Origin of the sequence: Mesorhizobium sp. Pch-S, assembly GCF_004136315.1 — a bacterium.
Taxonomy (GTDB): Bacteria; Pseudomonadota; Alphaproteobacteria; order Rhizobiales; family Rhizobiaceae; genus Mesorhizobium.
Map to the genome: position 1 here is coordinate 3,603,143 of NZ_CP029562.1, position 24,998 is coordinate 3,628,140.

At 61.5% G+C, this 24,998-nt stretch carries 36 protein-coding genes and 1 pseudogene; 15 read left to right on the top strand and 22 right to left on the bottom strand.

Annotated features, from left to right (window positions below; all coding sequences use genetic code 11):
* The first annotated feature begins 251 nt into the window (after nt 1-251).
* The 3 genes and pseudogenes from C1M53_RS16835 (at nt 252) to C1M53_RS16845 (ending at nt 1,836) form a co-directional block, all read left to right on the top strand.
* Nucleotides 252-940: pseudogene (locus tag C1M53_RS16835) on the top strand (YafY family protein).
* Between the two features lie 69 nt (nt 941-1,009).
* Nucleotides 1,010-1,396 (top strand): VOC family protein, encoded by a 387-nt coding sequence (locus C1M53_RS16840; protein ID WP_129413277.1) that lies wholly within the window; start codon nt 1,010-1,012, stop codon nt 1,394-1,396.
* Nucleotides 1,393-1,836: an EVE domain-containing protein gene (locus tag C1M53_RS16845; RefSeq protein ID WP_129413278.1), complete on the top strand. Its 444-nt coding sequence runs from the start codon at nt 1,393-1,395 to the stop codon at nt 1,834-1,836. The genes C1M53_RS16840 and C1M53_RS16845 overlap by 4 nt, the downstream gene beginning before the upstream one ends.
* A gap of 18 nt (nt 1,837-1,854) precedes the next feature.
* Here C1M53_RS16845 and C1M53_RS16850 read toward each other — a convergent pair whose 3' ends face one another.
* The 5 genes from C1M53_RS16850 to sppA form a co-directional block, all read right to left on the bottom strand.
* Nucleotides 1,855-2,100, bottom strand: a complete 246-nt coding sequence (locus C1M53_RS16850) for a DUF982 domain-containing protein (protein WP_129413279.1) — start codon at nt 2,098-2,100, stop codon at nt 1,855-1,857.
* 95 nt (nt 2,101-2,195) lie between these two features.
* The gene (locus C1M53_RS16855) at nt 2,196-3,161 is read right to left on the bottom strand and encodes an ornithine cyclodeaminase family protein (RefSeq protein WP_129413280.1); all 966 of its coding nucleotides are present in this window, start codon (nt 3,159-3,161) and stop codon (nt 2,196-2,198) included.
* A gap of 92 nt (nt 3,162-3,253) precedes the next feature.
* On the bottom strand, nt 3,254-3,586 hold the full coding sequence (locus C1M53_RS16860) for a DUF1049 domain-containing protein (RefSeq protein ID WP_129413281.1): 333 nt from the start codon (nt 3,584-3,586) through the stop codon (nt 3,254-3,256).
* A 72-nt stretch (nt 3,587-3,658) separates the two neighbouring features.
* On the bottom strand, nt 3,659-3,943 hold the full coding sequence (locus C1M53_RS16865) for an integration host factor subunit beta (protein WP_129413282.1): 285 nt from the start codon (nt 3,941-3,943) through the stop codon (nt 3,659-3,661).
* 81 nt (nt 3,944-4,024) lie between these two features.
* Nucleotides 4,025-4,975: a signal peptide peptidase SppA gene (gene sppA / locus C1M53_RS16870; protein WP_129413283.1), complete on the bottom strand. Its 951-nt coding sequence runs from the start codon at nt 4,973-4,975 to the stop codon at nt 4,025-4,027.
* Between the two features lie 348 nt (nt 4,976-5,323).
* Here sppA and lptC point away from each other — a divergent pair, with 348 nt between their 5' ends.
* The 6 genes from lptC (at nt 5,324) to ptsN (ending at nt 10,499) form a co-directional block, all read left to right on the top strand.
* Complete coding sequence (gene lptC, locus C1M53_RS16875; RefSeq protein ID WP_129413284.1) at nt 5,324-6,046, top strand: LPS export ABC transporter periplasmic protein LptC; 723 nt, start codon at nt 5,324-5,326, stop codon at nt 6,044-6,046.
* Nucleotides 6,033-6,623: an LptA/OstA family protein gene (locus C1M53_RS16880; RefSeq protein ID WP_129413285.1), complete on the top strand. Its 591-nt coding sequence runs from the start codon at nt 6,033-6,035 to the stop codon at nt 6,621-6,623. Before lptC ends, C1M53_RS16880 begins: the two co-directional genes overlap by 14 nt.
* Nucleotides 6,624-6,718: 95 nt before the next feature.
* Nucleotides 6,719-7,429 carry an LPS export ABC transporter ATP-binding protein gene (gene lptB / locus C1M53_RS16885; protein WP_245488616.1) on the top strand — a complete coding sequence of 237 codons (711 nt, stop codon included), beginning with the start codon at nt 6,719-6,721 and terminating at the stop codon, nt 7,427-7,429.
* A 171-nt stretch (nt 7,430-7,600) separates the two neighbouring features.
* Entirely contained in the window at nt 7,601-9,124 is a 1,524-nt protein-coding gene (rpoN, locus tag C1M53_RS16890) for an RNA polymerase factor sigma-54 (protein ID WP_129413287.1), read from the top strand.
* A 266-nt stretch (nt 9,125-9,390) separates the two neighbouring features.
* Nucleotides 9,391-9,975 carry a ribosome-associated translation inhibitor RaiA gene (gene raiA, locus C1M53_RS16895; protein ID WP_129413288.1) on the top strand — a complete coding sequence of 195 codons (585 nt, stop codon included), beginning with the start codon at nt 9,391-9,393 and terminating at the stop codon, nt 9,973-9,975.
* 59 nt (nt 9,976-10,034) lie between these two features.
* Nucleotides 10,035-10,499 carry a PTS IIA-like nitrogen regulatory protein PtsN gene (gene ptsN, locus C1M53_RS16900; RefSeq protein WP_129413289.1) on the top strand — a complete coding sequence of 155 codons (465 nt, stop codon included), beginning with the start codon at nt 10,035-10,037 and terminating at the stop codon, nt 10,497-10,499.
* Nucleotides 10,500-10,627: 128 nt separating this feature from the next.
* On the opposite strand, the gene C1M53_RS16905 is transcribed toward ptsN, so the two are convergent.
* Together C1M53_RS16905 and C1M53_RS16910 are read right to left on the bottom strand one after the other, a co-directional pair.
* Nucleotides 10,628-10,885, bottom strand: coding sequence for a DUF1150 family protein (locus tag C1M53_RS16905; protein WP_054309700.1), 258 nt, complete (start codon nt 10,883-10,885; stop codon nt 10,628-10,630).
* 63 nt (nt 10,886-10,948) lie between these two features.
* Nucleotides 10,949-11,374, bottom strand: coding sequence for an Hsp20 family protein (locus C1M53_RS16910; RefSeq protein WP_129413290.1), 426 nt, complete (start codon nt 11,372-11,374; stop codon nt 10,949-10,951).
* A 130-nt stretch (nt 11,375-11,504) separates the two neighbouring features.
* Between C1M53_RS16910 and C1M53_RS16915 the strand changes: the two genes are divergently transcribed.
* A complete protein-coding gene (locus C1M53_RS16915; protein ID WP_129413291.1) occupies nt 11,505-12,449 on the top strand; it encodes a nucleoside hydrolase in 945 nt (314 codons plus the stop codon).
* Between the two features lie 185 nt (nt 12,450-12,634).
* Here the strand turns inward: C1M53_RS16915 and C1M53_RS16920 are convergent, their stop codons facing one another.
* The 9 genes from C1M53_RS16920 to C1M53_RS16960 all read right to left on the bottom strand — a co-directional run bounded on the left by C1M53_RS16920 (nt 12,635) and on the right by C1M53_RS16960 (nt 18,186).
* A complete protein-coding gene (locus C1M53_RS16920) occupies nt 12,635-13,249 on the bottom strand; it encodes a LysE family translocator (RefSeq protein ID WP_129413292.1) in 615 nt (204 codons plus the stop codon).
* A 127-nt stretch (nt 13,250-13,376) separates the two neighbouring features.
* Nucleotides 13,377-13,814, bottom strand: coding sequence for a DUF1801 domain-containing protein (locus C1M53_RS16925; RefSeq protein ID WP_129413293.1), 438 nt, complete (start codon nt 13,812-13,814; stop codon nt 13,377-13,379).
* A gap of 5 nt (nt 13,815-13,819) precedes the next feature.
* Nucleotides 13,820-14,158, bottom strand: a complete 339-nt coding sequence (locus C1M53_RS16930) for a YciI family protein (protein ID WP_129413294.1) — start codon at nt 14,156-14,158, stop codon at nt 13,820-13,822.
* A gap of 66 nt (nt 14,159-14,224) precedes the next feature.
* Entirely contained in the window at nt 14,225-14,695 is a 471-nt protein-coding gene (locus tag C1M53_RS16935) for a DUF1801 domain-containing protein (protein WP_129413295.1), read from the bottom strand.
* An 11-nt stretch (nt 14,696-14,706) separates the two neighbouring features.
* Nucleotides 14,707-14,928 carry a hypothetical protein gene (locus C1M53_RS16940; RefSeq protein ID WP_129413296.1) on the bottom strand — a complete coding sequence of 74 codons (222 nt, stop codon included), beginning with the start codon at nt 14,926-14,928 and terminating at the stop codon, nt 14,707-14,709.
* A gap of 47 nt (nt 14,929-14,975) precedes the next feature.
* Nucleotides 14,976-15,395, bottom strand: coding sequence for an SRPBCC domain-containing protein (locus C1M53_RS16945; RefSeq protein ID WP_129413297.1), 420 nt, complete (start codon nt 15,393-15,395; stop codon nt 14,976-14,978).
* A complete protein-coding gene (locus C1M53_RS16950) occupies nt 15,392-15,715 on the bottom strand; it encodes a metalloregulator ArsR/SmtB family transcription factor (protein ID WP_129413298.1) in 324 nt (107 codons plus the stop codon). The genes C1M53_RS16945 and C1M53_RS16950 overlap by 4 nt, the downstream gene beginning before the upstream one ends.
* A gap of 88 nt (nt 15,716-15,803) precedes the next feature.
* The gene (locus tag C1M53_RS16955) at nt 15,804-17,276 is read right to left on the bottom strand and encodes an amidase (protein WP_129413299.1); all 1,473 of its coding nucleotides are present in this window, start codon (nt 17,274-17,276) and stop codon (nt 15,804-15,806) included.
* Nucleotide 17,277: 1 nt separating this feature from the next.
* Nucleotides 17,278-18,186, bottom strand: coding sequence for a ribokinase (locus C1M53_RS16960; protein WP_129413300.1), 909 nt, complete (start codon nt 18,184-18,186; stop codon nt 17,278-17,280).
* A gap of 230 nt (nt 18,187-18,416) precedes the next feature.
* On the opposite strand from C1M53_RS16960, the gene C1M53_RS16965 reads away from it, so the two are divergent.
* On the top strand, nt 18,417-19,310 hold the full coding sequence (locus C1M53_RS16965) for an EamA family transporter (RefSeq protein WP_129413301.1): 894 nt from the start codon (nt 18,417-18,419) through the stop codon (nt 19,308-19,310).
* A gap of 39 nt (nt 19,311-19,349) precedes the next feature.
* Here C1M53_RS16965 and C1M53_RS16970 read toward each other — a convergent pair whose 3' ends face one another.
* Together C1M53_RS16970 and C1M53_RS16975 are read right to left on the bottom strand one after the other, a co-directional pair.
* Nucleotides 19,350-20,252, bottom strand: a complete 903-nt coding sequence (locus C1M53_RS16970) for a bifunctional helix-turn-helix domain-containing protein/methylated-DNA--[protein]-cysteine S-methyltransferase (protein WP_129416219.1) — start codon at nt 20,250-20,252, stop codon at nt 19,350-19,352.
* Between the two features lie 174 nt (nt 20,253-20,426).
* On the bottom strand, nt 20,427-20,921 hold the full coding sequence (locus tag C1M53_RS16975; RefSeq protein ID WP_129413302.1) for a DUF2244 domain-containing protein: 495 nt from the start codon (nt 20,919-20,921) through the stop codon (nt 20,427-20,429).
* A 22-nt stretch (nt 20,922-20,943) separates the two neighbouring features.
* Here C1M53_RS16975 and nth point away from each other — a divergent pair, with 22 nt between their 5' ends.
* The gene (gene nth, locus C1M53_RS16980; RefSeq protein WP_129413303.1) at nt 20,944-21,744 is read left to right on the top strand and encodes an endonuclease III; all 801 of its coding nucleotides are present in this window, start codon (nt 20,944-20,946) and stop codon (nt 21,742-21,744) included.
* Between the two features lie 9 nt (nt 21,745-21,753).
* Here nth and C1M53_RS16985 read toward each other — a convergent pair whose 3' ends face one another.
* Entirely contained in the window at nt 21,754-22,209 is a 456-nt protein-coding gene (locus C1M53_RS16985; protein ID WP_129413304.1) for a DUF2214 family protein, read from the bottom strand.
* Nucleotides 22,210-22,352: 143 nt separating this feature from the next.
* Between C1M53_RS16985 and C1M53_RS16990 the strand changes: the two genes are divergently transcribed.
* Both C1M53_RS16990 and C1M53_RS16995 read left to right on the top strand, forming a co-directional pair.
* The gene (locus C1M53_RS16990) at nt 22,353-22,553 is read left to right on the top strand and encodes a YdeI/OmpD-associated family protein (protein ID WP_129413305.1); all 201 of its coding nucleotides are present in this window, start codon (nt 22,353-22,355) and stop codon (nt 22,551-22,553) included.
* Between the two features lie 121 nt (nt 22,554-22,674).
* Nucleotides 22,675-23,214, top strand: a complete 540-nt coding sequence (locus C1M53_RS16995; protein ID WP_129413306.1) for a GNAT family N-acetyltransferase — start codon at nt 22,675-22,677, stop codon at nt 23,212-23,214.
* A gap of 28 nt (nt 23,215-23,242) precedes the next feature.
* On the opposite strand, the gene C1M53_RS17000 is transcribed toward C1M53_RS16995, so the two are convergent.
* Nucleotides 23,243-23,785 carry an NUDIX hydrolase gene (locus C1M53_RS17000; RefSeq protein WP_129413307.1) on the bottom strand — a complete coding sequence of 181 codons (543 nt, stop codon included), beginning with the start codon at nt 23,783-23,785 and terminating at the stop codon, nt 23,243-23,245.
* A 190-nt stretch (nt 23,786-23,975) separates the two neighbouring features.
* On the opposite strand from C1M53_RS17000, the gene C1M53_RS17005 reads away from it, so the two are divergent.
* Nucleotides 23,976-24,179: a hypothetical protein gene (locus C1M53_RS17005; protein ID WP_129413308.1), complete on the top strand. Its 204-nt coding sequence runs from the start codon at nt 23,976-23,978 to the stop codon at nt 24,177-24,179.
* 238 nt (nt 24,180-24,417) lie between these two features.
* Here the strand turns inward: C1M53_RS17005 and C1M53_RS17010 are convergent, their stop codons facing one another.
* Entirely contained in the window at nt 24,418-24,591 is a 174-nt protein-coding gene (locus C1M53_RS17010) for a Flp family type IVb pilin (protein WP_129416220.1), read from the bottom strand.
* A 58-nt stretch (nt 24,592-24,649) separates the two neighbouring features.
* Complete coding sequence (locus C1M53_RS17015) at nt 24,650-24,814, bottom strand: Flp family type IVb pilin (protein ID WP_129413309.1); 165 nt, start codon at nt 24,812-24,814, stop codon at nt 24,650-24,652.
* Between the last annotated feature and the right edge of the window lie 184 nt (nt 24,815-24,998).

Sequence of the window (24,998 nt, forward strand, 5' to 3'; positions counted from 1 at the left end):
TCCGGACGCTTGTCGCGGCGGTCGTCCTGCGCGCGCGGCGGCTGGGTGCCGCTGTCTCGGCGGCCTGATTTGTCCCGGCGTTTGTCGCGCGTGAATTTCAAGAAGGAGGCTCCGCGTTTCGCGCTGCTTTTGGCATAGGGGCCGAAACCGTGCAACATGAAGGGCCGGTCGCGCGACGGAGGCAGGAATACTTCAAGCGGAAAGCTGACAATTCGAAGGCACGAGAACGGCCTGCGCTGTATAAGGTCACAATGTCGCGCTCCGAACGCCTGCTCGATCTCGTCCAGACCTTGCGTCGCTACCGGCTGCCGGTGAGCGGGCAGACCCTGGCCGAAGAACTCGGCATATGATCCGCACGCTTTATCGCGACATCGCCACGCTGCAGGGCCAGGGTGCGCCGATCGAGGGCGAGGCGGGGCTGGGTTATGTGCTGAAGCCTGGTTTCATGCTGCCGCCGTTGATGTTCACCGACGAGGAGATCGAGGCGATCGTGCTCGGTTCACGCTGGGTGGCCAAGCAGCCGGATAACCGGCTGGCCAGGGCGGCGGCCGATGCGCTTGCCAAGATCGCTGCCGTGCTGCCTGAAGATCTGCGCGAGGATCTCGATGCGTCGGCGCTCCTGGTCGGTCCACGCATGGGGGCAAGCGAAGGCATCGACCTTGCGGCCGTGCGCCAGGCGATCCGCGACGAACGGAAACTCGCCATTACCTACAGCGATGCCGGTGGTGCCGGCAGTGAGCGCATCGTGTGGCCTTTTGCACTCGGCTTTTTCGACAAGGTGCGGGTGATGGTGGCCTGGTGCGAGATGCGGCAGGATTTCCGGCATTTCCGCACCGACAGGATCGCGACGCTCGACGCGACCGGCCAGCGTTATCCCAAGCGGCGGCAGTCCCTGCTCAAGCAGTGGCGGGCGACATTGCCGGACGCGTCGCAACGCTGACTTACTGCTGCCAGAATCTGACAGTGGCTTCGACTACAGTCTCTCCACTCACAACACCGGAGAGCCATCATGCAAAGCCCCAACTTCGTCATTCTGTTTGTCGACCAGCCGCAGGTCAGCGGTGTGTTCTATCAGGCGCTTTTCAACCGCACGCCTGTCGAATCGTCACCAACCTTCGTGCTGTTCGTGCTCGACAACGGCTTCAAGCTCGGCCTGTGGTCGCGCCATACGGCGCTGCCTGCTCCTGCCGCTGCCGGCGGAGGCTCCGAGATCGTTTTCCAGCTGGACGCCCCTGAAGCCGTTGATGCGACGCACGCCGATTGGGCTGGCCGCGGTCTTTCCATCCTGCAGACGCCGACGGACCTGGATTTCGGTCGCACCTTCGTGGCTCTCGATCCCGACCAGCACAGGCTGCGTGTCTACTGGCTGAATGACGCAGAAAACGCTCAGCCATGACGCGGTACTGGCTCACTGTGGCCTCGGCCGCGCATGTCAGGCGCGGTCGGGCCGAAGGTTTCATGCAGGTGAACCACGGCAAGGCTGCCCCTCTGCGCCGCATCAAACCGGGCGATGGCGTCGTCTACTATTCACCGAGCACCGTGCTCGGTGAAAAGGACGGCCTGCGTTCCTTCACCGCCATTGGCCAGGTCCGGATTGGCGAACCTTACCAGGGCGACATGGGCGAAGGCTTTCGGCCGTTCCGGCGAGACGTGGCCTGGCAACCATCGCATGAGACGCCGATCACGCCGCTGCTCGACCGGCTGGAGCTGACCGCCGGAAAGTCCAATTGGGGCTATCAGCTGCGGTTCGGGCTGGTCGAACTGACCGAACTCGATTTTCAACGGATCGCCGAGGCGATGGGCGTTTCCGCGAGCAATGATCAAGGCACCAAGTGAGCCTGCCTGGCGAGTGGATCACTCGACCAGGATACGGGCCTCGCGAGCGGCTTCGACGAAGGCTTCCCTTGCCGTGTCGCCCGTGGCGTTGCCATTGATGACGGCCTGCGAGGCGCGCTTGGCATCGAGATGTTTGCGCGTGCCTGCATCCGGCCAGTGGTTGGTCAGCAGGTCGATCGCCTGCCTTGCGTTTGAAATATGGCGAATGTCGCCCAGTATGCCGGTGGCTACCGGCACGACTTTCGAAAACCAGCCTTCGTTCATGGCTTCGGTCCTTGGCTATTGCTGCGGGCAACAAACGCGCAGCTCGACAACCGGTTTCCCGAAAACGAAGGTGATAACCGAAGCGTGAACGTCGGTCAGGATTTCAAGGCTTTGTAGACGGCGATGCCCGCTGCAAGATCCTCGAGTGCCGCGCCAACCGACTTGAACAGCGTGACTTCTTCTGCGCTTTCGCGCCCTCGCTTCTGGCCCCGCGCCAATTCGTGCAGGTCGGCGATGATGGCTTCGTGGCTAAGCGCGCCGGAGGCGAGTGGCTGGACGATGTCGCCGGCCTCCTTGGTGGCACCAGCACGGGTGTCGACATAGACGCGGGCACGGGTAATGGCCGCATCGTCGGCCTCGCGCATGGTCGGCGTGAAGCCACCGACGAGGTCTATATGGGCACCCGGCTTGACGCGAGCGCCCCTGACCAACGGTTCGTTGGAAATGGTCGCGGAGGAAACGATGTCTGCCTCGGCAAGCTCAGCCTCGAGGTCGGTCGCGGCTTCCGCCGGCAAGCCCTCCGCGCGGAGATCGGCCGCAACTTTTTCGGCGTTGGCCAGCGTGCGGTTCCAGATGCGGATCGACGTGATCGGCCTGACCGCCGAATGTGCCTTGGCCAGGAATGGCGACAGTGCGCCGGCACCGATTACCAGCAGTCGGGATGCATCCTCGCGCGCGAGATAGGAGGCGGCGAGCGCCGAAGCGCAGGCGGTGCGCCATTGCGTCAGCCGCTGGCCGTCGATCAACGCCTGTGGTTCGCCGGTCTTGCCGTCAAGAAGCAGATAGAGTCCCATCACCGCGGGTTTGGCAATTGCATTGTTGTCGGGTGAAACCGTGACGATCTTGACGCCGATGTGGCCATCCCTGGAAGTGCCCGCGGCATTGAGGTCGGTCCAGGCCGGCATCAGCAGCAAAGTGGAAGCAGCACCGTCAGGCCGTTCGACCGTATGGTGATGGCGTACCGGCTGCACAGCGCCGTCGTGGAAGGCGGTGCGGAGCGTCTCGACCAGGCCGGAGAACGTCAGCGCGCGATCGACCTCGGCGGCCGAAATGGTCAGCATGGAAGTGTCTCCCGTTCGATCTTATTGATTCTGTCGCACGATCTTTTCCGAAAAGTCTGCAACTTTTCGGATCATGCTCCGTGAAGCGCCGATCAGCTGGTCGGCTTGGGCAGAGCCGGCCCCTGGCCAGCGGAAGGCGCGCGCGCGATCGCCTGGCGCAGGTTCTCTGCTTCGACCCCGCGCTGGCGTGCGAGCTTGCGATAGCGACCCTGGCGCATCCACGTGGCAAAGGAGCCGACGAGGATGCCCACGGCCAATGCCAGGAACAGCATGACGAACAGCGGCAGAGTGAGCGTCAGCGCCGGGTTGCCCGGGTTGAACGGGTCAAGTGTGAAGGCAACCAGTTCGCGGTTCGCCACAGCCAGCGCAATCAGCACGATGGCCAGGGGAACGAAGATGACGATGACAGCGAAGCGGTTGAACATGGCGTCTCCCGTCGGAAGGCTGGTTGCGGCCATCCGAGGCTGGAATGGCGGCTGAGGCGATTTCAGATCACCTTACTTGTCGCCGTTCAGCCTTTCGCGCAGCTCCTTGCCGGTCTTGAAGAACGGCACCCATTTTTCTTCGACCTCGACCGACTCTCCGGTGCGCGGGTTGCGGCCGGTGCGGGCAGGGCGATTCTTGACCGAGAAAGCGCCGAAGCCGCGAAGCTCGACGCGATTGCCCTCTGCGAGCGCGTCGGTGATTTCGTCGAAGACCGCGCCGACGATGTTTTCGACATCGCGCAGGAACAGATGCGGATTGCGGGTGGCGATGATTTGGACGAGTTCGGACTTGATCATGCGGACGGTCCCCGTAAAGGCGCGGCGGCCAATTTTATGCGGATGATTTTATTCGCTTTTTGACTTATGCCCCACGCCAGATCAAGGGTGCCAGACCGAGACGAGACCGTCAAGGAACAAGCGGTCGGCGCCGATCTGGCGCAACACCTCTTCGCTCTCCACCGGCAGGCCGAGCGCGCGGCCGATCTGACGGACCATCGCGTTGGGAAGAAAGAGGCTGCCGCGCTCCGTGCTCTTCCACTCGACGACCTTCAGTTTTTCGTCGACACCCTTGGTGCCGAGCCACTTCACGGCCTCCTGTTCGCCGCCCAGCGCGTCGATCAGCTTGTTGGCGACAGCCTGGCGGCCGGTGAAGATCGAGCCGTCGGCAAGCGCCAGTGCCTGTGGCCTCGGCAGCTTGCGCCGTTCGGCGACGATGTCAACGAACCAGTCATAGCTGTCCATGATCAGCTTGCGCACCATGGCACGCGCTTCCTCGGTGGTCGGCGCGAACGGCGAAGGCGATGCCTTGAGCGGCGAGGATTTCACCTCCTCGAGCTTGACGCCGATCTTGTCCATCAAGCCGGTCACGTCGGGATACTGGATCAGCACGCCGATCGAGCCGACGATCGAGGTCTGGTGTGCGACGATGTAGTCCGAAGCACTGGCGATCATGTAGCCGGCGGATGCCGCCAGCGTGCCGACTTCGGTCACGACCGGCTTTTCGGCGGCAAGCTTGCGTACGGCATCGTAGATGGTCTCGCCGCCCACGGTGGTGCCGCCTGGCGAATTGACCAACAGAATCACGCCCTTGACATGCGACGCCTTGCGCACCGCCTCGATGCGGCGGATCAGTTCGTCGTCCTGGGTGATGGTGCCTTCGATCTTGATCTTGGCGATGTGATCGACGCCGGTGCTCTCGCCGCCGCGGTAATACCAGGCGGACAGGGTGGCCAGTCCGATCAGCAGCACGGCGATGGCAGCGACGCGCCAGAAGGTCAGCTTGCGCCGCAGGCGGCGTCGGTCGATCAGGTCGTCGGCTCTCAGGGTCATGTCAGCCTCAGTTTCGGGGGCACGCAAGCAGACGCTTTTAATGCAACCGCCAATTCAGGGCTACCGCTTTCGGGCCAGTGGGGCGTGCGGCATCGTTGCCGCAAGCATTCCGGACCTCCGGATCAACTCTTCATTAGCGATCTGGCAATACTGGGCAGCGTGATAGTCGAAATGTAGGCATGGCGGTGAAAAAGGCGTCATGCTAGTCTTGACGGATCCCCTGGCGATTTTTCTCCGCTGCAGGGGTAAGTCATATTTTTGCGATTTTTCTTCGCATGCGCTTGCTTGGGCGCAAACCGGCACCAAATAAGGCGCGGGTTCGGCGGGCAAAAGGACCAGAAGGTTTACATGTTGGCACGAACGACCGACCCGGAAGGTAAGGACGAGGTTATTGTCGCGCCGAAACGCGGCGAGCTTCCGTCCGAACGTGCGGTTGCCTTCGACAGCGCACAGCGCCATTCGCGCCGCGTTCGTATCCTCAAACTGGCCTTGCCGGTCATCGCTGGCATCATCGCGATCGCCTTTCCGGTCTATTCCTATCTGAAAACCCCGCCTGCAGCCCCCGTCCAGGCTGATGGCAGCGCGTTCTCCAATGGCAAGCTGGTGATGGCCAACCCCAAGCTCGAGGGTTTCACCAAACAGAATCTGCCTTATTCGATGAAGGCGCTGCGGGCGATTCAGGACGTCGCCAAGGAAAGCATCATCGGCCTCGAGGGCATCGATGCCAAGCTGCCGCTCGACAAGGATACGTCGGCGGTGGTCGGCGCAGCCAAGGGGGTCTACAACCGCGATGCCAACACGCTGGAGTTGGCCAACGACATCACCATGACCACCACCAGTGGAATGGTGGTGAAGATGAAATCGGCCTTCCTTGATATGGCGAAAGGCAATATGAAGACGAACGACCCGGTCGACATCGTCACGCGCGGCTCGCATATCCAATCCGACTCCATGTCGGTGGAAGACAGCGGCAAGGTGCTGGTTTTCGAGAAGCGGGTTCGAGTCAACCTGGAGCCTGGCGTTCTGAAGACGACCAGCGACAAGAGCGGAGAGCCGAATGCGGCCCAATAACATGAAGTGGCTTGCTGCTGCGGCATTTCTGGCAGCTGCATCCGTGCCAGCCTTCGCGCAGTCGGCCCAGACCAACATGTCCGGCCTGAAACTTTCCGGCGACAAGCCGATCCAGATCGAAAGTGACAAGCTTGAGGTCAGGCAGGAACAGAACCTCGCCATCTTCACGGGCAATGTCAGCGTGGTGCAGGGTCCGACCCTGCTGAAGGCCGGCGTCCTGAAAGTGTACTATTTGAAGGATGCCGCCGCCGGCAAGGACGGCTCGAAGAGTGCGGCCATGGCTGGTCCCGCGCTTGGCGGCTCGACCAATATCGACCATCTCGAAGTCGACGGGACCGTTTATCTCAAGTCCGATGATCAGATCGCCACCGGCGAGCGCGGCACTTTTGACATGAAAAGCCAGGTTCTGGTGCTGACCGGTTCCAAGGTGGTGCTGAGCCAGGGCGACAATGTGCTCACCGGCTGCAAGCTGACCGTGCAGATGAAATCCGGCCTTGCCAATGTCGACGGCTGCAGCAAAGGCGGTTCCGGCCGCGTCATGATGCAGATCAATCCGGATTCGACCAAGAAACCCTGACCGAAAGCGCGATGCAGTTGCTGAAACAAACCGACGCCAAGCCGGCCGCGCCTGCCATTGTCGGTGGCGAAAAGGTCAAGCTCAAGGGCACGCTGATGGCCCGTGGCCTGTCCAAGAGCTACAAGGGCCGGCGTGTGGTGAATGGCGTTTCGCTCGGTGTACGCGCCGGCGAAGCCGTCGGACTGCTCGGGCCCAATGGTGCCGGCAAGACCACCTGCTTCTACATGGTGACAGGGCTGGTTCCGGTCGACGAGGGCAAGATCGAGATCGACGGTTTCGATGTCACCTCCATGCCGATGTACCGCCGTGCACGGCTAGGTATCGGCTATCTGCCGCAGGAAGCCTCGATTTTCCGGGGTCTCAATGTCGAACAGAATATCCGCGCCGTTCTCGAAGTCGTGGAAAAGAGCCGCAAGACACGAGAGCGCGAGCTTGACGCATTGCTGGAGGAATTCCACATCACCCATCTGCGCAAGGCGCCTTCCATGGCCTTGTCGGGTGGTGAGCGGCGGCGTCTCGAAATCGCGCGCGCTTTGGCTACCCGTCCTGCCTACATGCTGCTTGACGAGCCTTTCGCAGGCATCGATCCGATCGCCGTGGCCGATATCCAGCAGCTTGTCCGTCATCTGACGGCTCGTGGCATCGGTGTCCTGATCACCGATCACAATGTGCGCGAGACGTTGGGCCTGATCGACCGCGCCTACATCATCCACGCCGGCGAAGTGTTGACGCATGGCCGGGCGGAAGAGATCGTTGCCAATCCCGATGTGCGGCGGCTCTACCTCGGCGAAGCCTTCACCCTTTAACTCCGGCGCCTGGCGCACCCGGCAAGCTCCGGATTTGCTGCGATTTTCATGACCCGCCTAACCTCACGGCAATCCGGCGTGCTAAGGTTCGTTGCTTGACAAGCAAAAGCCGGGCCATTTGATTGCATCGCTGCCGACGGCTTCACCGAACAGGGATTTCGCACCCGGAACATGGCGCTTGCTGCCAAACTACAGCTGAGACAGTCGCAGTCGCTGGTGATGACGCCGCAGCTGATGCAGTCGATCCGACTGTTGCAGCTCACCCATATCGAGCTTGATCGTTTCATCGACGAGGAAATCGAACGCAATCCCCTGCTGGAGCGCGCCGATCTGCAGCCGGATACTCCGGTGGAACCAGCGCAGCAGAGCGAAAGTGAGCGGAAGCCCACGGATGCCGATGAATGGTTCGAGGCGGAGACGGCCTGGAGTTCCGAGGCGATATCGGAAAAGCTCGATTCGTCGCTCGAAAATATCTTTCCGGATGATCCAGGCGTCAGCGAACGGGTCGGGCCTGACCTTTCACAACAATGGAAGTCGGCGCCCGGCGGCAGCTCCGGCGCTTCCGAGAGTTTCGACATGGAGGACGTGGCTGCTGCCGCCGTTACGCTGCGTGAGCATGTCGGCGAGCAGATCGCCTTTACCTTCCTCGATCCCAGTGACCGGCTGATCGCTGCTGAACTTGCGGATGGGCTGGACGAGGCTGGTTACCTGCACGCCGAATTGGGCGAGGTTGCAGAACGTCTTGGGACGGACGCGGTTTCAGTCGAACGTGTTCTTGCTGCCTGCCGCGGCTTTGAACCATCCGGACTGTTCGCACGAGATCTGGCCGAGTGCCTGTCGCTGCAGCTCGTCGCGCGCGACCGCTTCGATCCGGCAATGGAAGCGCTTGTCGCCAATCTGGAATTGCTTGCAAGGCGGGATTTCCAGACGCTGAAGCGCCTTTGTGGCGTTGACGAGGAAGATCTCCTCGACATGCTGGCGGAGATACGGGCACTGGACCCACGACCGGGGCTCGCCTTTTCGGGCGGTGCCAGTGACGCCATCGTCGCGGATGTCGAGGTGCGTCCGGCCGCCGACGGCAGCTGGGCGGTGGAGCTTAACGCCGATGCGCTTCCGCGCGTTCTGGTCGATCAGGTCTATTTCTCTCAGGTGTTCAGCCAGGCCAGGAAGCAGGCAGAGAAGGATTTTCTGTCCGAATGCCTGCAGAACGCCAATTGGCTGACCCGCAGCCTGGATCAGCGCGCGAAGACCATTCTCAAGGTAGCTTCCGAGATCGTGCGGCAGCAGGACGCTTTTCTCGTCCATGGCGTGCGCCATCTGCGACCACTCAACCTGAAGACGGTGGCAGATGCCATCGGCATGCATGAATCGACCGTCAGCAGGGTGACGGCCAAAAAGTACATGCTGACGCCACGTGGCGTGTTCGAACTGCGTTATTTCTTCACCGCATCGATCGCCGCGGCCGATGGCGGGGCCGCCCATTCCTCGGAAGCGGTGCGGGATCGTATCCGGCAACTGATTGATGAGGAGAAAGCTGAAGACGTGCTCTCCGACGATACCATCGTCGACCTGCTCAAGGCAGACGGGGTTGATGTCGCGCGCCGGACGGTTGCCAAGTATCGGGAAGCAATGAACATTCCGTCCTCGGTGCAGCGGCGACGCGAAAAGCGGGCGCTGGCTGGCGCCGGTCGTTGAGAAGCCGCGGATTTCCACAGTTTTTCGTTTCGTTGACAAGCGCCGGGGAGTTGGCTAGAAGCCCGCCCGCATGAGACGGGCCACGGCCCGGAGGTGGTCGGTCCGTCGTGAAGTTGACCTGGGGGCGGTCAAGGTACGGTCCAATGGCCAGCGACAAGGTTCGGTTACAAAATCGGGCGCGGACGGTGCCGCGAAGCTTGTCTGCGCGGACCACAGGTATAAACTCCAGACAGTGTGAAGCCTGAGCAGGAAAGGTCAATTTTCAAATGACGCTGCGCATTTCGGGGAAACACATGGACATCGGCGATGCGTTTCGTACGCGCATCACCGATCGGATCGGCGAAGCTATCGGGAAATATTTCGATCGCGGCTTTGCCGGACATGTGACGGTGGTGAAAGCCGGTTCGCGTTACACCGCTGATTGCATGATCCGTCTGGATTCTGGCACCGCGTTGCAGGCAACCGGAGATGCCCAGGAGCCGACGGCGGCCTTCGAGGCTGCGGCGGACCGATTGGAGACCCGCCTGCGCCGCTACAAGCGCCGCCTGAAATCGCATGCCTCGGGCGCCGGCAACGGTTCAGCCACGGACATTGCCTATACGGTGATGGCTCCGCTCGCAGATGACGACGAGGAAATCCCGGAAAATTACGCGCCCGCCATCGTCGCGGAATCGACCATGGTCCTGAAGACCATGTCGGTCGCCTCCGCCGTGATCGAACTGGACACCAAGGACACTCCTGTCTTCGTTTTCCGCAACGCCGGAAACGATCACCTCAACATCGTCTACCGCCGGCCGGACGGAAACATTGGCTGGATCGACCCTTCGACAACAAAGGTCGCACAGGGATAACGACCCTTGGCTGTGCTTCGGCATGGTCGAGGGTGGTGGGCGAACAAGGGATTTTTCAGATGGATCTGAGTGATCTGATCGACGTTTCGGCGATCATGCCGGCGTTGAAGGCGAACTCGAAAAAGCAGCTCCTGCAGTTGCTCGCCGAGCGCGCCGCCACGATCTCCGGCATTCCGGAGCGCGAGGTTTTCGACATCATCCTGCAGCGTGAGCGGCTGGGCTCCACCGGCGTCGGGAATGGCATCGCCATTCCCCATGGCAAGCTGCCGGGGGTAAAACGTATCGCTGGCGTCTTCGCGCGCCTGGAGACGCCCGTCGATTTCGAATCGCTCGACGATCAGCCCGTCGACCTGGTGTTCCTGCTGCTGGCGCCTGAGGGGGCTGGGGCAGACCATCTCAAGGCACTTTCGCGCATCGCGCGGCTGCTGCGCGATGCCGACACGGTTGCCAAGATCCGCGGCACGCGCGACGCCAATGCCATCCTGGCGCTGCTTTCGCAGGCACCGGCGTCGCACGCAGCCTAATATCTTGGAAAATTAAAGCTTCCATGGGCGGCGCGTGCCGCCCGTTTTCATTCCAGACAGGTGACCGCCGTCCTTTAAGTGGCGCATGATCCTTTCCGAAAATCGATTCCGATTTTCGGGGTCATGCGTCAGTGAATGGCGACGGTAGTCAGGTCGTTTTCCATCGCGCCGGCAAGCGCGCGGTCACGGGCATCCGACAACAGGATCGGCTGGCCATTGGCGGCAAACAGCGCCCACAGTTCCATGCCGGGCTGGATTTCCTCGAGACCGGGAAAGCGGCCGCGCAGGTCATCGCTCGACACTTTTCTGAGATAGGCGACCGAGCCTTCGCCAAGGTGGGCGAGTTCGCTGTTGGTCATGGTCAGTCTTTCGATAGTTCTGGGCATTTTAAGCCTCCTTTCAGCGAGGCGCCTGTCCAGGGCCGCCGCGCGTAAGAGCCATCGGCAAAGTCAGTCTTTCACCGATATGTTTATTTTTCGTACCAGCCTTTCGGCTTCCGGCCGGTCGAGGTCGATCGACAGGAGGCCGTTCTTCAGCTCCGCAGCCAATACCCGCATCCCGTCGGCCAGCACGAAACAACGCTGGAACTGGCGGGCCGCGATCCCGCGGTGAAGGTATTCGCGTTCCGTCTCGTCGTTCTGGCGCCCACGCACCACCAGCTGATTCTCCTCGGTGGTGACGTCCAGATCATCTTCCCCGAAGCCGGCGACCGCCAGCGTGATGCGCAACCTTTCGGCGTCACCTTCGCTGCCGCGCAGCCGTTCGATGTTGTAGGGTGGATAGCTGTCGCCGGATTTCGCCAGGCGTTCCAGCGTCTTTTCCATTGCATCGAAGCCCAAAAGAAGCGGACTGGAAAAGGGCGTCATTCGACTCATCGTACCGTTGTCCTCCAAGAGCGACATGAACCGGTGAAAACCCGACTGGCATTTTCCCGGTCTTCATTGATATGGTCCGCCGCGCGGGCGAGTTCAAGCCATCAAAGGCCCCGCCAACCAAGGACACAAAATGCCGGATAAACGCAAGATCATCATCGACACCGACCCTGGCCAGGACGATGCCGTGGCCATATTGCTCGCGCTGGCGAGCCCTGAACTGGATGTGGTCGGTATCACCGCTGTCGCCGGCAACGTGCCGCTGCAGCTCACTGAAAAGAATGCCCTCAAGATCTGCGAACTGGCTGGCCGCCGCGACGTCAAGGTGTTCTCTGGCGCAATCCGGCCGTTGGTCCGGCAACTGGTCACAGCCGAGCACGTGCATGGCAAAACCGGCCTCGACGGCCCCGACCTGCCGGAACCGACCATGAAACTCCAGGAGCAGCATGCCGTGGATTTCATCGTCGAAACGTTGATGCGCGAAGAGCCCGGTACGATAACCCTTTGCCCGCTCGGGCCACTCACCAACGTTGCGCTCGCCCTGGTCCGCGAACCGCGGATCGCCCCGCGGATCAAGGAAATCGTGCTGATGGGTGGCGGTTTCTTCGAGGGCGGCAATGTCACGCCGGCAGCCGAGTTCAATATTTATGTCGACCCCCATGCCGCGGACGTGGTGTTTCGCTCCGGCGTGCCGATCGTGGTCATGCCACTCGACGTTACCCACAAGGCGCTGACGACTGCCAGGCGGGTCGAGGCGTTCCGCAAGATGGGTTCGAAAGTGGGCGACGCAACCGCAGCGCTGCTCGATTTCTTCGAGCGTTTCGATGAGGAGAAGTACGGCACCGATGGTGGGCCGCTGCACGACCCTTGCGTCATCGCCTATTTGCTGAAGCCGGACCTGTTCAAGGGCCGTCATTGCAATGTGAGCGTTGAAACGGCCTCGGATCTGACCATGGGCATGACCGTGATCGACTGGTGGGGCGTGACCGACAGGCCGAAGAACGCCACTGTCATGCGCGATATCGATTCAGACGGCTTCTTTGCGCTGCTGACGGAAAGGCTGGGGCGGCTGAACTGAGCTTGCCTTTAAAGCGTTTCCGTTTTTCACGGAAACGCTCTGGCTCCTTGTTTACGCAATTCCAAACGAAAAACCGCTACCGGCTGGAGCCGGCCATTCCATAGCTGACCGTTCCATCCGCATGGATGCGACGTTCCAGCAATACGGCTGATCCCCTGGAGACCAACCGGTGGCACGATGCGGCTCTATTTCGTGCGCGAAAAGGCCAGCCACAGTCCACCGCCGACCAGGAAGCCACCGCTGATCCTGGACAGGAGGCGGATACGATGCGCGGAAAGCAGGCGACCGGCTCTGCCTGCTGCAAGGGCATAACAGCTGTCGGACACCGCCGCGAAGGCGAGGGCAGTCAGGCCCATCACCGTCATCTGCAGTGAAAAATTGCCGTTCGGATCGATGAATTGCGGGAAGAAGGCGCCGAAGAACACCAGCGTCTTCGGATTGCTGACGGCGACCAGAACGCCCTGCAGGACAAAGCCGCCGCGCGGCTTCCTGACCGATCCATCCGGGTTCAGGCTGCCCTTGTTGCGGAACATCTGGATGCCCATCCAGATAAGATAGGCGGCGCCGATGAGCCGGACCCATTCGAACCAGTGCCCCATTCCGGCAATCAGCGAGGTCAGGCCGATGGCGACGACGCCGATGGTGATGGCGAGGCCGATCTGCGTGCCCAGGACGTTGCCGAGACCAGCGCGCGTGCCATGACGGATCGAATTGGCGATGATCAGCGTCACCGTCGGTCCCGGCACCAGCACGATGACGATACAGGCCACGACATAAGCGGCGTAGAGTGAAGGCGACATGGACGATCTCCCAATTCGAACGCCGGCCTGAACCGGCATCGGGATCAATGCATGACGCCCTCAGGCGCGCAAGTGAGCGCGGGTCGCGAGGCGAGCCTCGCTCGGTCGCAGAAAACCGCGTCGCGCCTCAGGCCTTCTTCGACTTCTTCGCGGCCTGAGCCGTGTTGACGGCCACGGCGGCGCGGATGAGCGCCTTGAAGGAATCTTCGTCGATCGCGTCGTCTTTGTGGAAATCGATGGCACGCCTCGTGTTGCCGTCGAGGCTGGAATTGAACAGCCCGGAAGGGTCTTCGACCGAGGCGCCTTTGGCAAAGGTCAGCTTCACGGCTGCCTTGTAGGTCTCGCCGGTGCAGATCATGCCGTCATGTTCCCAGACAGGGACGCCGAGCATGGAGTTGGACGGCTTGCGCCACTTCACCTCTTCGACAACATCGGGATCGGCCTGCCTGATCAGCGCGCGCAGCCGGGCAAGCGTCTCGCCACGCCAATCACCCAGCGCCTTGATGGTCTGGTCGATCAATTCAGAGGGGCTGGTCTCTTCGGGAGCGGTTGAGTTCTTTGTCATGACGTCTACCCCTGAACCGGTCGAATTTCGACGCCGCCATATTGCACGCCGGGCACACGCCTGGCGAACTCGATTGCGGCAACCATATCCGCGACCTCTATGAGAAAGAAGCCGGCAACCCGGTCACCGGCCGCCTGGTAGGATCCTTCCATGACGAGCGCCTTGCCGTCGTGCGAGCGGATAGTCGAGACGCCGGCGGGCCATGTGGCCGTCCCGCGTAAGGCGCCGCTTTCGGCAAGGAACGTGTTGAATTCGCCGTAGTCGCGCCCGATGGCTTGTTGTTCGTCGGCTGTTGCCGCCGCCATCTTCGCCTCGTCCTGATAAATCAGCACCAGAAAGAGCATTGTGCCTCCTCGATTGTTTCGTCTTTTTCGGTGGGATTGGTGCGCTGGCCCCGGGCCGTCCACCAGCTACATTTTCTCGCCCGGCTGCTGGCTGGCCTGCCTGACCCAGTCGGCAAACTGTGCTTCGTCGAGCTTGTCCTCGTAGACGTCGTAGTAGCGCACCTCTTTCTGCTTTGAGGTGCCTGGTGGGATCGGGTTCAGGGATGCGCCACGAAAGAAGGATACCTTCACATAACTGTTGAAGAGATGGATGCCGAGGAACCAGCCCATGCCTTCGTCGGCTGCGCCGTAGAGCGGCGAGTTCCATTTCACCGCCTTGCGCAGGCCGGGAACTGTCTTTTCGATGATGGCGTCCAGGCGGCGGGTGACATCGCGCTTCCAGCCGGGTGCTGCGGCGATGTATGCCTGCACCGGCGCGTCGCCATATCCTTTGGCGATCTGCGGGTTGCCGCCCGAAAGCAGAACCGGCTTGTCCGGATCGACCCTGGTAGCCTGCTTCGTGTTCTTTGTTGGTTTCTGAGCTTTTCCATCCGTCATCGCTGTCGGTCCTATCCGCTGGTGGGTTGGCCGTCGCGGCCCTTGGCGATGTAGGGCAGAACGAACATGTAGAGCCCGCTGAACAGCAGCAGGAAGAGCGGAAGCAGCGGCGAATAGACAACCCATGCGGGAGGCTGCCCCATCGCCATGGCGATGAAATTGGCGGCGACCGTGGCGGTGAAGATGATCGACAGCCAGCGATGGGACTGTCGAATCCATTTGTTCCAGATCATGGTTCTCTCTTTTCCAAGTCGGGTGAAGCCCCTGCTGGCCTGGGCACCTAGTCGCTCTTGGCCAGCAGCTGTTCGAGATTTGTGAAGAACTGCTGCCAGCCAGCCTTGGCGCCGCCGAAGGCCTGCTTCTGATCCGGCCGGAAGCCTGACTGTTCCATGCGCAGATGTGTTCCCTTCTCTGTGGCTCTCAGCGTGAAGGTGACCACGCTTTTCATACCATAGGCCGGGTCGTCATGGGCGAAGTCCCAGCGGTAGGAGAGGGTCTTGTGCTGCTCGATGGCCAGCACTTCGCAGTCCAGCACGCCGCCCCATTCGCCACGCAGGTTGAAGCGGTGGCCGACAACGGGTTTGAAATCGTTCTTCATCAACCACTCCTCGATCAGGTGCGGCTGCGTCAGCGCGCGCCACAGTTTTTCCGGCGGGAACGGGATCTCCCGTTCAACGATGACGGTGCGTGTTTCGCTCATTGATCCATCCTTTTCAGCAGGTCTTCGAGGTCGTCGAAACGACTTTCCCAGAAGCCGGCCATTTCCTTTGTCCAGTCGACCAGCGGGGACAGCGCAGCAAGCTGGGCGCTGTAATGCGTCTGGCGACCTTCATGGCGGTCGCGCACCAGACCCGCCTGTTTCAGCACACCCAGATGTTTCGAGACGGCGGGTTGCGACACGCCGGCATGCGTTGTCAGGGCGCCGACAGTCTGCTCTCCGCTACGGCAGAGCCGCTCGAAAATTGCCCGACGTGTCGGGTCGGCGAGAGTTCTGAACAACAGGTCACGCGCGTCCGTCATTGAAATCAATAACCCATTGGCTATGGATTGACGTATAACTGGCGAGCTATGGATTAGTCAAGCGTGACTTTTGCAGGTCGAGAAACGGCTAGCTTTCGGGCGAGGCGCCGGTTTTCCAGGGCAGCGTGGTTTCATAGGCTGCAGCGGCACGCAGGACGGCAAGGTCGCTGCGTGGCCTGCCGATCAGTTGCATGCCCATCGGCCGGCCCTTCGCATCGAAGCCTGCCGGCACGTTCGCGGTCGGGCAGCCGCCCAGGGTCGCGAACGCTGTGACCTGCATCCAGCGATGGTAGCTGTCCATGGCGCGGCCAGCGACTTGGCGTGGCCAATGCGTCGAGACCTCGAACGGGAATACCTGCGCCGTCGGCAGTGCCAGCAAGTCGTAGCGCTCGAACAGCGCCAGCAGCGTACGATGCCAGGCGGTACGCTGCATCGCTGCAGCATGGATCTGGGGCGCGGAGAGGCGGGCGGCTCCCTCAGCCTCCCAAACGGCCTCCGGCTTCAACAGCACGCGCTTCGCCGGATCGTCATAGAGCAGTTTCAGCCCGCAGCCGCTGGAAGACTGGCGCAGTGTCACGAAAGCCTGCCACAGGGCCTCGAAATCGACGTCGGGCAATAGCGGTTCGACTTCGAAGCCGATGCCGGAAAACCGCTGCAGCGCTGCCTCGCAGAGATCGAGGATGCCATCCTCCATGGGCAGATGACCGCCGAAATCAGCCAGCCAGCCGATCTTGCCGCCGGTTGCCATGCCGTCACCGATGCCGTCGAGGAATGATCGCTGCGGATCGTAAGACAGGGGTGCTTGCGGATGATAGCCGGCCTGCACGTCGAGCAGGAGTGCCATGTCGCGCACGCTGCGGCCCATCGGTCCTTCGACGCCCATCTGCGCATGGAAGACCTCGAAACCGGGGCCACCCGGAACCAGTCCCTGCGACGGGCGGAAGCCGAAGACATTGTTGTAGGCGCCGGGATTGCGCAGCGAGCCGCCGAAATCGCTGCCATCAGCCAGCGGTACGAGGTCGAGCGCCAGCGCGACAGCCGCGCCGCCACTGGATCCGCCAGCCGTCCATGCCGGATCGAAGGCATTGAGGGTCGGTCCGAAGACGGGATTGTAGGTGTTTGAGCCGAGGCCGAACTCCGGCACATTGGTCTTGCCGATGACGATGGCGCCGGCGTTGCGCATGCGCTCGACGAAGTACTCGTCGGCCTCGGGAACGAGATCGGCAAAGATCGGTGAGCCGAACGTGGTCTTGAGGCCCTTCGTCTGGGCGAGATCCTTGATGGCGATGGGCAGGCCGAACAAGCTGCCGGTTTTACCTCCCGCAGCAAGATGGCTATCCGCGGCATCTGCCTCGACGAGCAGGTCGGCGCGATCGCGCAGTGAGACGATTGCGTTGACCTTGGGGTTGAGCGCCTCGATGCGATCGAGGAAGGCAGTGACGACCTCGCGCACCGAGAGCCGTCGTTCGCGGATCGCTGCGGCGAGATCGACTGCGCTCAGGGAACAGATGGCACCTGCCGGTGGAACGGCATGCCGGCTTTCGGGACGAGAGCTGGTCATATCAGCGATTGTCCGCGCCGAGTGCCGCCTCGACTTCTGTAGCCTGCGGGATTGCCGGCTGGGCGCCTGGCTTCAGGCATGCGAGCGAACCAGCCGCGGCTGCGCGGATCAGAGCCGCCTCCAATGTCAGGCCGGATTCCAGTCCCGCCGCCAGATAGCCGCAGAACGTGTCGCCGGCGCCGACCGTATCCACTGGAACGATCTTGAGGGCCGGTACTTTCAGGAATTCTTCGCCGGTCGCAGCCAGAACACCTTCGCCGCCGAGGGTGACGACGATGGTGCGGCCGGTTTTCCTTGCATAGGCGCGCATGCGTTCCGGACGATCCGCTCCCGTCAACCCGAGCGGCTGGCAGTAGAGGTCGAACTCGGTCTCGTTGGCCACGACATAGTCGGCCTTGGCGAGCAACGCGGCGGCTTCTCCACGAGCGGGTGCCGTGTTGAGCACGGTGATCGCGCCAGCGTCTCTTGCCGCTTCGAGTGCCGTCTCCACGGTCTTGAGCGGGATCTCGTGCTGCAGCAGGACGACATCGCCCTTTTTGAGCTGCGCCTTGACGATGTCGCCGGGCAGCACGGCGTCGTTGGCGCCGGCGACCACCGCGATCATGTTCTCGCCATCGCCGCCAACCAGGATATGGGCTGTGCCGGTGGAGCTGTGCGTTCGGGCAACGGCCGACAGGTCGACATTGCCGGATTCCAGCAGTGCCAGCGCATCACTGGCGAAGCCATCCTTGCCAACCGCACCCACCATGCGCACCTTGGCGCCGGCGCGCGCGGCGGCCAGTGCCTGGTTGGCGCCCTTGCCGCCCGGTGCGGTTGTGAAGGAGCTTCCGGGCACTGTTTCGCCAGGACCAGGCAGGCGCTCGACCGTGACGATAAGGTCGAGGTTGATGGAACCGATGGTGACGATCAAGGCGGGCCCCTCAGGATTGTTCTGAGCTTGTTTTGGCGCGGACCCTAGCGTTTCTCCTCGTCGAAGGAAACCGATTTGCCGTTAAGCAGGCCCTCCTTCCCCTGCGCAATGGTTCGGACATCAGGCGTGATGTCGCCAGCAAGGAGGCCACCTTGCGGATTTGTCGTTGCACGGGTAAAATAAAACAATAAATTCAATTATTTAAATGGTTTCATCAGGAAAATTGAACCATGCGCCTGCGTCATCTTCTGCTGGCCCTCGGCATCGTTTTCATCTGGGGCGTCAACTTTGCCATTATCAAGCTCGGGTTGAGGCAGGTCTCGCCGTTGGCGCTGGGCGTGGCGCGTTTTGTGCTCGCGGCCTTTCCGTGGGTGTTCTTTATTCCGCGTCCCAAGGTGCCCTTGCGTCTGATCGCGCTCTATGGGCTTCTGATCTTTGCCATGCAGTTCGGCTTCCTGTTCACCGGCATGAAGCTTGGCATGAGTGCGGGGCTGTCCTCGCTCATCCTGCAGTTGCAGGTGTTTTTCACCATTGGCCTGTCGGTGCTGCTGCTTGGCGAGCGGCCGACGATATGGCAGCTGGCCGGCGCGTTGCTGGCCTTCGCCGGTGTCGGCGTGGTGGCCTTCAATGTCGGGGGCGACGTCAGCGTGATCGGTCTCGTCCTGCTCGTCGCAGCAGCTGCTTCCTGGGGCGGCGGCAACATCGTCTCAAAACGGATTTCCCAGCTTTCGACGACCCCCAACGTGCTTGGGCTGGTGGTGTGGGGCAGCCTTTTCGCGCTGCCGATCCTGCTGGTGGTTGCACTGCTGCTCGATCCCGACCACCTCGTTTCGAGCTTCACCAACCTCGACTGGGTATCGGTCGGCTCGATCGCCTACATCGTCTACCTGTCGACCCTGCTCGGTTTCGCGGTCTGGGCGAGTCTGCTTGCCCAATATCCGGTGTCGACGGTCGCGCCGTTCACGTTGCTGGTGCCCGTGTTCGGTTTTCTGGGCTCGGCCGTACTGCTTGGCGAACCGCTGCAAGGCTGGAAGCTCGGCGCCTCCAGCCTTGTCATTGCGGGCCTGTGCATCAACCTGTTCGGGTCGCGGTTTGCAGCGCTTCGCATTCGCTCAAACGCTTAGGCGCGCCCTGACATTCTCAAGCGAGGCCGGCCTTCAGGGTCAGGCCGCGCCGACCGAAAGCTGACCCGCCTCCCAGCCCAGAATGGCGCGCTTGCGGGTCAAGCCCCAGTGGTAGCCGGTGAGCGCGCCGGATTTGCCGAGTGCCCGGTGGCAAGGCACCACGAAGGACAATGGGTTGGCGCCGACCGCTGCACCGACAGCACGGCTGGCAGTCGGCTGGCCGATCTCGGCGGCAATCGCCGAATAGGTGCAGGCCTTGCCCATGGGGATACGCAGCAACGCCTCCCAGACACGGATCTGGAAATCCGAACCGATCATCACCACACGCAACGGCTGGTCGGAACGCCAGCTGGCGGGATCGAAGATGCGTGCGGCATAGGGAGCCGTGGCGCTGATGTCCTCGACGTAGTTGGCGTTCGGCCAGCGGCTCGACATGTCCTTGAACGCGGCCTGCTCGCTGCCCGCGTCATTGAAGGCGAGGCCGGCCAGGCCGCGATCGGTGACCATGATCAACGCGACCCCGAAAGGCGAGAGGTGGAAGCCGTAGCGAATGGTCAGTCCTTCACCACGGGTCTTGTAGTCGCCCGGAGACATCGCCTCGTGCGTCACGAACAGGTCGTGCAGCCGCCCTGGGCCGGACATGCCGACTTCAAGGGAGGTTTCCAGCAGCGGCATGCCTGAATCGAGCAGTCGGCGCGCGTGGTCGAGCGTTACGGCCTGCAGGAAGGCCTTCGGTGACAGCCCGGCCCAACGGGTGAACAATTTCTGCAAGCCGGTTGGCGTTTCGCCAACATCCTCGGCCAGAGCCTCCAGCGACGGCTGGTCGCGGTAGTCGAGGCTGATCTTTTCGATGGCGCGGCGCACGACCTCGTAGTCACTGCCGTCGGGCGTGATGTCCTTCTCGAGGGTCGGGGCGATCTTCATCGGCATTTTGGTATTCATAGCGAGATGAGCGTTCATGGCAATTTCTCCCGGAGCAGAATGCAACGCATTCTGCTCCTTCTTCCTGTTTCGCCGCATGATCCTGTCCGGAAAGTCTGCAACTTCCCGGGATCGTGCTCTTGAACGCGAATATCGGGGTTTCCGCAGGCGGTCTCCACCCGTTTCCTGCGAAGGTCAGCGTGCCTTGACGGTGGCGAGAGCGCGGGTGAAAGCCTTGGCGAAGCTCTCCCGGTCGTCGGGGTTGAGGAAGCCGCCGATCGCCACGCTTTGACCGCGCGACTCGACAGCCATTGCGGTGATGCCGATCTCGGTGTGGCGGGCCACCGAGAAGCGCGACCAGAACGGGTTGAAGTGGTGTTCCTCGGTCCTGCCCGAAGGTGCGGTCTTGCGGATATCGAGTGCCGTACGCGACACCGAGACTTCCTCACGGGCGCGTGCCGCACGATAGTTCAGGCGGAAAGCGATATAGATGGCCAGAACGTCGAGGCCGAAGAAGCCGAAGATCGGCCAGGCGCCGTTGGCCAGGAAGACCACGCCTGTGACGGCCCAGCAAAACAGCAGCGCGCCGATCAGGATCGCGAAGCCCGTGCGGCCCAGCGATCGGTGCGGCATGAGCAAAGCCTGAAAGATCGGTTCGTCAGCAGCGAAAGGGGCATTTGTATCGCTCATCGCGTGATATTATAGGAAGCGCATGGCAGTCCCCAAGCTCAAAGATCGTCGCAGTTCGGAAAATCGGTCCACGTCCAAACGCAACGGGGCGTCGCGGCCCCCAGCAAGGAAATCGTCGCGCAGCAGATCGGCTTATACGCCAGCCGAAGTGCACGAGATTTTCCGCCGTTTTGCCATACAAAGGCCGGAGCCGAAGGGCGAACTCGAACATGTGAACGCATTCACGCTTCTGGTGGCTGTCGTGCTGTCGGCGCAGGCGACCGACGCAGGGGTCAACAAGGCAACCCGTCCTCTGTTCAAGGTCGCCGACACGCCGGAGAAGATGCTGGCGCTCGGCGAGGCCAAGGTGGGCGAGTACATCCGCACCATCGGCCTGTGGCGCAACAAGGCCAAGAACGTGATCGCGCTTTCGCAGGCGCTGATCGACGACTATGGCGGCGATGTGCCTGACAGCCGCGACGAACTCGTCAAGCTGCCCGGGGTCGGCAGGAAAACCGCCAACGTCGTGCTCAACATGGCCTTCGGCCAGCACACGATGGCGGTGGACACGCATATCCTGCGCATCGGCAATCGGCTCGGCCTTGCTCCCGGCAAGACGCCGGAACAGGTCGAGGAGGGGCTCATCCGGATCATTCCGGATGAATACATGCGCCATGCGCATCACTGGCTGATCCTGCACGGCCGCTACGTCTGCAAGGCGCGCAAGCCCGACTGTCAGGCGTGCATCATCGCCGACATCTGCAAGGCCGCTGAAAAGACGAATGCCATCCCAGCGCCTTTGGTCGAACTGGCTCCGCTCGAACCCGCTGGCGAAGTGCTGTAGCCGATAGCCTTAGAGGCCGTAACCACGCGCCATGGCGGCCGCGAAAGCCGGGATCGCCAGGAAAAGCAGAGCTTCCAACCAGATGTAACGGCGCACCGAAGCCAGTTCGTGGCCAGGCGGCTGGAATGCAGGGCTCGCTGTCGCCTGCCGGTTCCAGGAGATGAAACGAATCGTAGGCACAATAGAGAGCAGGCCGACTGTCGCAAAGATCGCCATCTTCACCCAGAACACCCAGTTGTAGACGTAGAATTCCCAGCCTTTCAGGCCATGGAAGACGCGGCCGATGCCGACAAGGATGATCAGAACGGCGAGCATGCCGTAATGGCGATCGACGCGGGCGAGGCGGCGCAATGTGCCGGGCGTCAACTCGTTGCGTATGAGCACGAACTCGGCGGCGATCACGCCAGCCAGCGAAAAGGCCAGCAGGTGATGCAGGATGGTCAGGACGAGATCGGTGGTTTCCATCTGCATTCCCTTTCGCGATCGCATTTTCATACGCTGTCAGCAGAGAAATGCCCAGCCGGCCTAATCGCACGCTGCTGAATTGATCTCTATGCGCGGCTGACTAATGTTGACGGATGACGAAGCTGACACGCGCAATCAATCCAATGCCTGATGATGTCAGGGACGCACTCGACCGGGAGGGGCTCGGTGCCGCGTATGCGGCGCGGCCCGACTACCAGAAGAATGACTATCTGGGCTGGATCTCGCGAGCCAAACGCGAGGAGACACGGCTGAAGCGGCTCAATCAGATGCTGGACGAATTGAAGCGCGGCGGCGCCTACATGAACATGGCCTGGCACGGCTGAGCCTGCCCGAGCTGATTTGTTCCCAGGTTGAGGTACCGTGCTGGCCGGGGCGTGTCTTGTCGACTGGCCCTTGTTCCCTATCCGCCGCCTGTTAGGTGCGACCCGAAATCAGGAGGCGACAATGACAACGACAATTCGCACCGCTGCGATCCTCGAGACTGAAAGGACCATCCTGCGTGCTCACGCTTTGGATGATTTTGACGCCTATGCACAGATGTGGGCCGATCCCGTCGTGTGTCGCTTCATCGGCGGCAAGGTGCGCACACGTGAAGAAAGCTGGATGCGGTTCCTGCGGCATGCCGGCCTGTGGTCTCTGATCGGTTATGGCTACTGGGCGATTGAAGACAAGGCGACTGGACGTTTTATCGGCGAGGCAGGTTTTCACGACATGAAGCGTGACATAACGCCTTCCCTGGAGGGGATGCCCGAAGCCGGCTGGGTATTGGCCTCCGAGGCGCATGGCAAGGGTATCGCCAGCGAGGTTGTTTCGCGCATGGTCACCTGGGCTGATGAGACGTTCGGTGGCGCCCGCACCGTCTGTATCATCGCTCCCGAAAACGGGCCTTCACTGAACGTGGCGTTCAGAGCCGGCTACGCCGAGGTGTTGCGTACGACCTATCATGGGGAGCCCACCATCCTTTTGGAACGGCTGCCCACGTGAGTTGAGTGTTCGCTCGCTTTCGAGCAAACTATTCATCAGGCAGGCGCAGCGTCTTCAGAAGCGTTGCCAGTTCCGGCTCGTCGATCAATGTGGCCGCATCGTCCACCTTGAGCCAGGCACGTTGGCGCGTGTTTGCCTCAGGCCAGTTCGCCAACTCCTCGCTGACCGAGAGCAGATAGACCGTGACATTGACGCGCGCGAAACTGGACGTCAGGCGTTTCCAGTAGGAATAGCTGCCGGCGGGCTGTTTCAACGTCTTGCCGATGACACCCGCTTCCTCCTGGGCTTCGATGGTGGCGGCCTTGCGGCCACTCTTGCCTGGCATCGGCCAACCCTTTGGGACGATGAAACGCTGTGTCTGGCGCGATGTCACCAACATCACTTCGATCCCGCTATCCGCTCCCTGGCGAAAGGGGATGGCGGCGACCTGGCGGATCGTCTTGCCTTTCTTGGCCTGCTCGACCGCCAGCTTTTTCGGCAACGGCTTTGCGACCGACGGCTTGGCTGCGGTCGGAGCGGTATTTTTCCTGGGCGTATTTTCGCGCCCGCTCTTTTTCTTGGTTGCCGCCATGGCGCTTCCAATCAAACCCACCTGGCGGTTCAGGCAGACCTCAAACTAGCATAAACATCGGCAATGCGCGCGATCGCTCGCGTGCTGCAATCCCATTATGGATTCTAATAGACGGCTAAGCAAATTCAATGCTGTCTTGTCAGCGACAGCCACCCACCACGCTACCGCCATTGGCTGACGATTGACAAGGTTGCCGGAGCGCCGGCGCCACCGGCTGTGGTGGCGTGACGACCTGCCGGTCGATCTCACGGTATATTTGCTGCTGCTGCTGAAATTGCTGCCGCTGGATCTGGTTTCGCAGCGCCTGCAGATCGACCTGGCCGATCGAGTTGACGCCCGGGCGTACAGGCTGCAGGGATTGCGCTCCGGCTGGCAAACTGGCGATAGCCGCTAGGCCCAGTCCACAGATGACAGTTGCGTAATGCCGTTTCATCGTCCGCCACCATATCGTTCGGGCAATCATCCGAACTTATATAGTGCAGCTGGCCGGGAGGTCCACGTCAGCCTCATCCTGCATCGGTACAATGCGCTTTGGTCGCCGCAATCGGACATCCGGTAGTTTCGACCGCGCATGCGAAACGGGCCACCCAAGGGCAGCCCGTTTCAATGCACAGCCGGCGGCTATCAAGCCATCATTTGACCTGGTCGGAGATGTTGAACTGGGTGTTCAGTTTATCGCCGAGTGTAGTTGCCCCGCCAATGATCGCAAATGCGATCAAGGTGGCAATCAGGCTGTATCCAATGGCAGTCGCGCCCGATTTATCCTGAACAAACGCACAAGAAGCTGGGCCATCATCGGACTTAATCAGTTAAGCCCAAGGGTCGACGGCGTCTCCGGTATCGGCCGGAAACGCCGCGAAGCCATTACTTGAGCGAGTTGGAGATGTTCGTGAACTGGCTGTTTAGCTTGTTGCCAAGCGTGGTGGCGCCGGTGATGATTGCGAGCGCGATGAGAGCGGCGATCAGGCCGTATTCGATGGCGGTGGCGCCCGATTCATCCTTGAAGAAGCGCGAAATAAGGTTGGTCATGGTGGTACCCTTTGCCCGGTTGTGACGTTCGTTCGACGGTTTCTTTTCGAACCGTGGCCCATCTTGCGAGACTTCAATTGCGGACCGGTTAAGACGAATGGTAAACAAAGTGTAGATCAGGTGTTTGCTTAACAAAGCACCAACGAGAGCGGAGAAATTTCGATAAAATATTGAATATTACTTG

Bases quoted from the DNA above. Each gene is read 5' to 3' on its own strand.
- C1M53_RS16860 (WP_129413281.1), bottom strand. From the start codon at position 3,586: ATGTTCAACCGCTTCGCTGTCATCGTCATCTTCGTTCCCCTGGCCATC.
- C1M53_RS16995 (WP_129413306.1), top strand. From the start codon at position 22,675: ATGACAACGACAATTCGCACCGCTGCGATCCTCGAGACTGAAAGGACC.
- C1M53_RS16950 (WP_129413298.1), bottom strand. From the start codon at position 15,715: ATGACGGACGCGCGTGACCTGTTGTTCAGAACTCTCGCCGACCCGACA.
- C1M53_RS16970 (WP_129416219.1), bottom strand. From the start codon at position 20,252: ATGAATACCAAAATGCCGATGAAGATCGCCCCGACCCTCGAGAAGGAC.
- C1M53_RS16990 (WP_129413305.1), top strand. From the start codon at position 22,353: ATGCCTGATGATGTCAGGGACGCACTCGACCGGGAGGGGCTCGGTGCC.
- C1M53_RS16865 (WP_129413282.1), bottom strand. From the start codon at position 3,943: ATGATCAAGTCCGAACTCGTCCAAATCATCGCCACCCGCAATCCGCAT.
- C1M53_RS16920 (WP_129413292.1), bottom strand. From the start codon at position 13,249: ATGTCGCCTTCACTCTACGCCGCTTATGTCGTGGCCTGTATCGTCATC.
- C1M53_RS16945 (WP_129413297.1), bottom strand. From the start codon at position 15,395: ATGAGCGAAACACGCACCGTCATCGTTGAACGGGAGATCCCGTTCCCG.
- C1M53_RS16925 (WP_129413293.1), bottom strand. From the start codon at position 13,814: ATGACAAAGAACTCAACCGCTCCCGAAGAGACCAGCCCCTCTGAATTG.
- C1M53_RS16880 (WP_129413285.1), top strand. From the start codon at position 6,033: ATGCGGCCCAATAACATGAAGTGGCTTGCTGCTGCGGCATTTCTGGCA.
- raiA (WP_129413288.1), top strand. From the start codon at position 9,391: ATGACGCTGCGCATTTCGGGGAAACACATGGACATCGGCGATGCGTTT.
- nth (WP_129413303.1), top strand. From the start codon at position 20,944: ATGGCAGTCCCCAAGCTCAAAGATCGTCGCAGTTCGGAAAATCGGTCC.
- C1M53_RS16955 (WP_129413299.1), bottom strand. From the start codon at position 17,276: ATGACCAGCTCTCGTCCCGAAAGCCGGCATGCCGTTCCACCGGCAGGT.
- C1M53_RS16935 (WP_129413295.1), bottom strand. From the start codon at position 14,695: ATGACGGATGGAAAAGCTCAGAAACCAACAAAGAACACGAAGCAGGCT.
- C1M53_RS16975 (WP_129413302.1), bottom strand. From the start codon at position 20,921: ATGAGCGATACAAATGCCCCTTTCGCTGCTGACGAACCGATCTTTCAG.
- C1M53_RS16965 (WP_129413301.1), top strand. From the start codon at position 18,417: ATGCGCCTGCGTCATCTTCTGCTGGCCCTCGGCATCGTTTTCATCTGG.
- lptC (WP_129413284.1), top strand. From the start codon at position 5,324: ATGTTGGCACGAACGACCGACCCGGAAGGTAAGGACGAGGTTATTGTC.
- C1M53_RS16840 (WP_129413277.1), top strand. From the start codon at position 1,010: ATGCAAAGCCCCAACTTCGTCATTCTGTTTGTCGACCAGCCGCAGGTC.
- C1M53_RS16915 (WP_129413291.1), top strand. From the start codon at position 11,505: ATGCCGGATAAACGCAAGATCATCATCGACACCGACCCTGGCCAGGAC.
- sppA (WP_129413283.1), bottom strand. From the start codon at position 4,975: ATGACCCTGAGAGCCGACGACCTGATCGACCGACGCCGCCTGCGGCGC.
- C1M53_RS16905 (WP_054309700.1), bottom strand. From the start codon at position 10,885: ATGCCCAGAACTATCGAAAGACTGACCATGACCAACAGCGAACTCGCC.
- C1M53_RS17000 (WP_129413307.1), bottom strand. From the start codon at position 23,785: ATGGCGGCAACCAAGAAAAAGAGCGGGCGCGAAAATACGCCCAGGAAA.
- C1M53_RS16845 (WP_129413278.1), top strand. From the start codon at position 1,393: ATGACGCGGTACTGGCTCACTGTGGCCTCGGCCGCGCATGTCAGGCGC.
- C1M53_RS16940 (WP_129413296.1), bottom strand. From the start codon at position 14,928: ATGATCTGGAACAAATGGATTCGACAGTCCCATCGCTGGCTGTCGATC.
- C1M53_RS16855 (WP_129413280.1), bottom strand. From the start codon at position 3,161: ATGCTGACCATTTCGGCCGCCGAGGTCGATCGCGCGCTGACGTTCTCC.
- C1M53_RS17015 (WP_129413309.1), bottom strand. From the start codon at position 24,814: ATGACCAACCTTATTTCGCGCTTCTTCAAGGATGAATCGGGCGCCACC.
- C1M53_RS16930 (WP_129413294.1), bottom strand. From the start codon at position 14,158: ATGCTCTTTCTGGTGCTGATTTATCAGGACGAGGCGAAGATGGCGGCG.
- C1M53_RS16850 (WP_129413279.1), bottom strand. From the start codon at position 2,100: ATGAACGAAGGCTGGTTTTCGAAAGTCGTGCCGGTAGCCACCGGCATA.
- C1M53_RS16985 (WP_129413304.1), bottom strand. From the start codon at position 22,209: ATGGAAACCACCGATCTCGTCCTGACCATCCTGCATCACCTGCTGGCC.
- ptsN (WP_129413289.1), top strand. From the start codon at position 10,035: ATGGATCTGAGTGATCTGATCGACGTTTCGGCGATCATGCCGGCGTTG.
- rpoN (WP_129413287.1), top strand. From the start codon at position 7,601: ATGGCGCTTGCTGCCAAACTACAGCTGAGACAGTCGCAGTCGCTGGTG.
- lptB (WP_245488616.1), top strand. From the start codon at position 6,719: ATGGCCCGTGGCCTGTCCAAGAGCTACAAGGGCCGGCGTGTGGTGAAT.
- C1M53_RS16910 (WP_129413290.1), bottom strand. From the start codon at position 11,374: ATGAGTCGAATGACGCCCTTTTCCAGTCCGCTTCTTTTGGGCTTCGAT.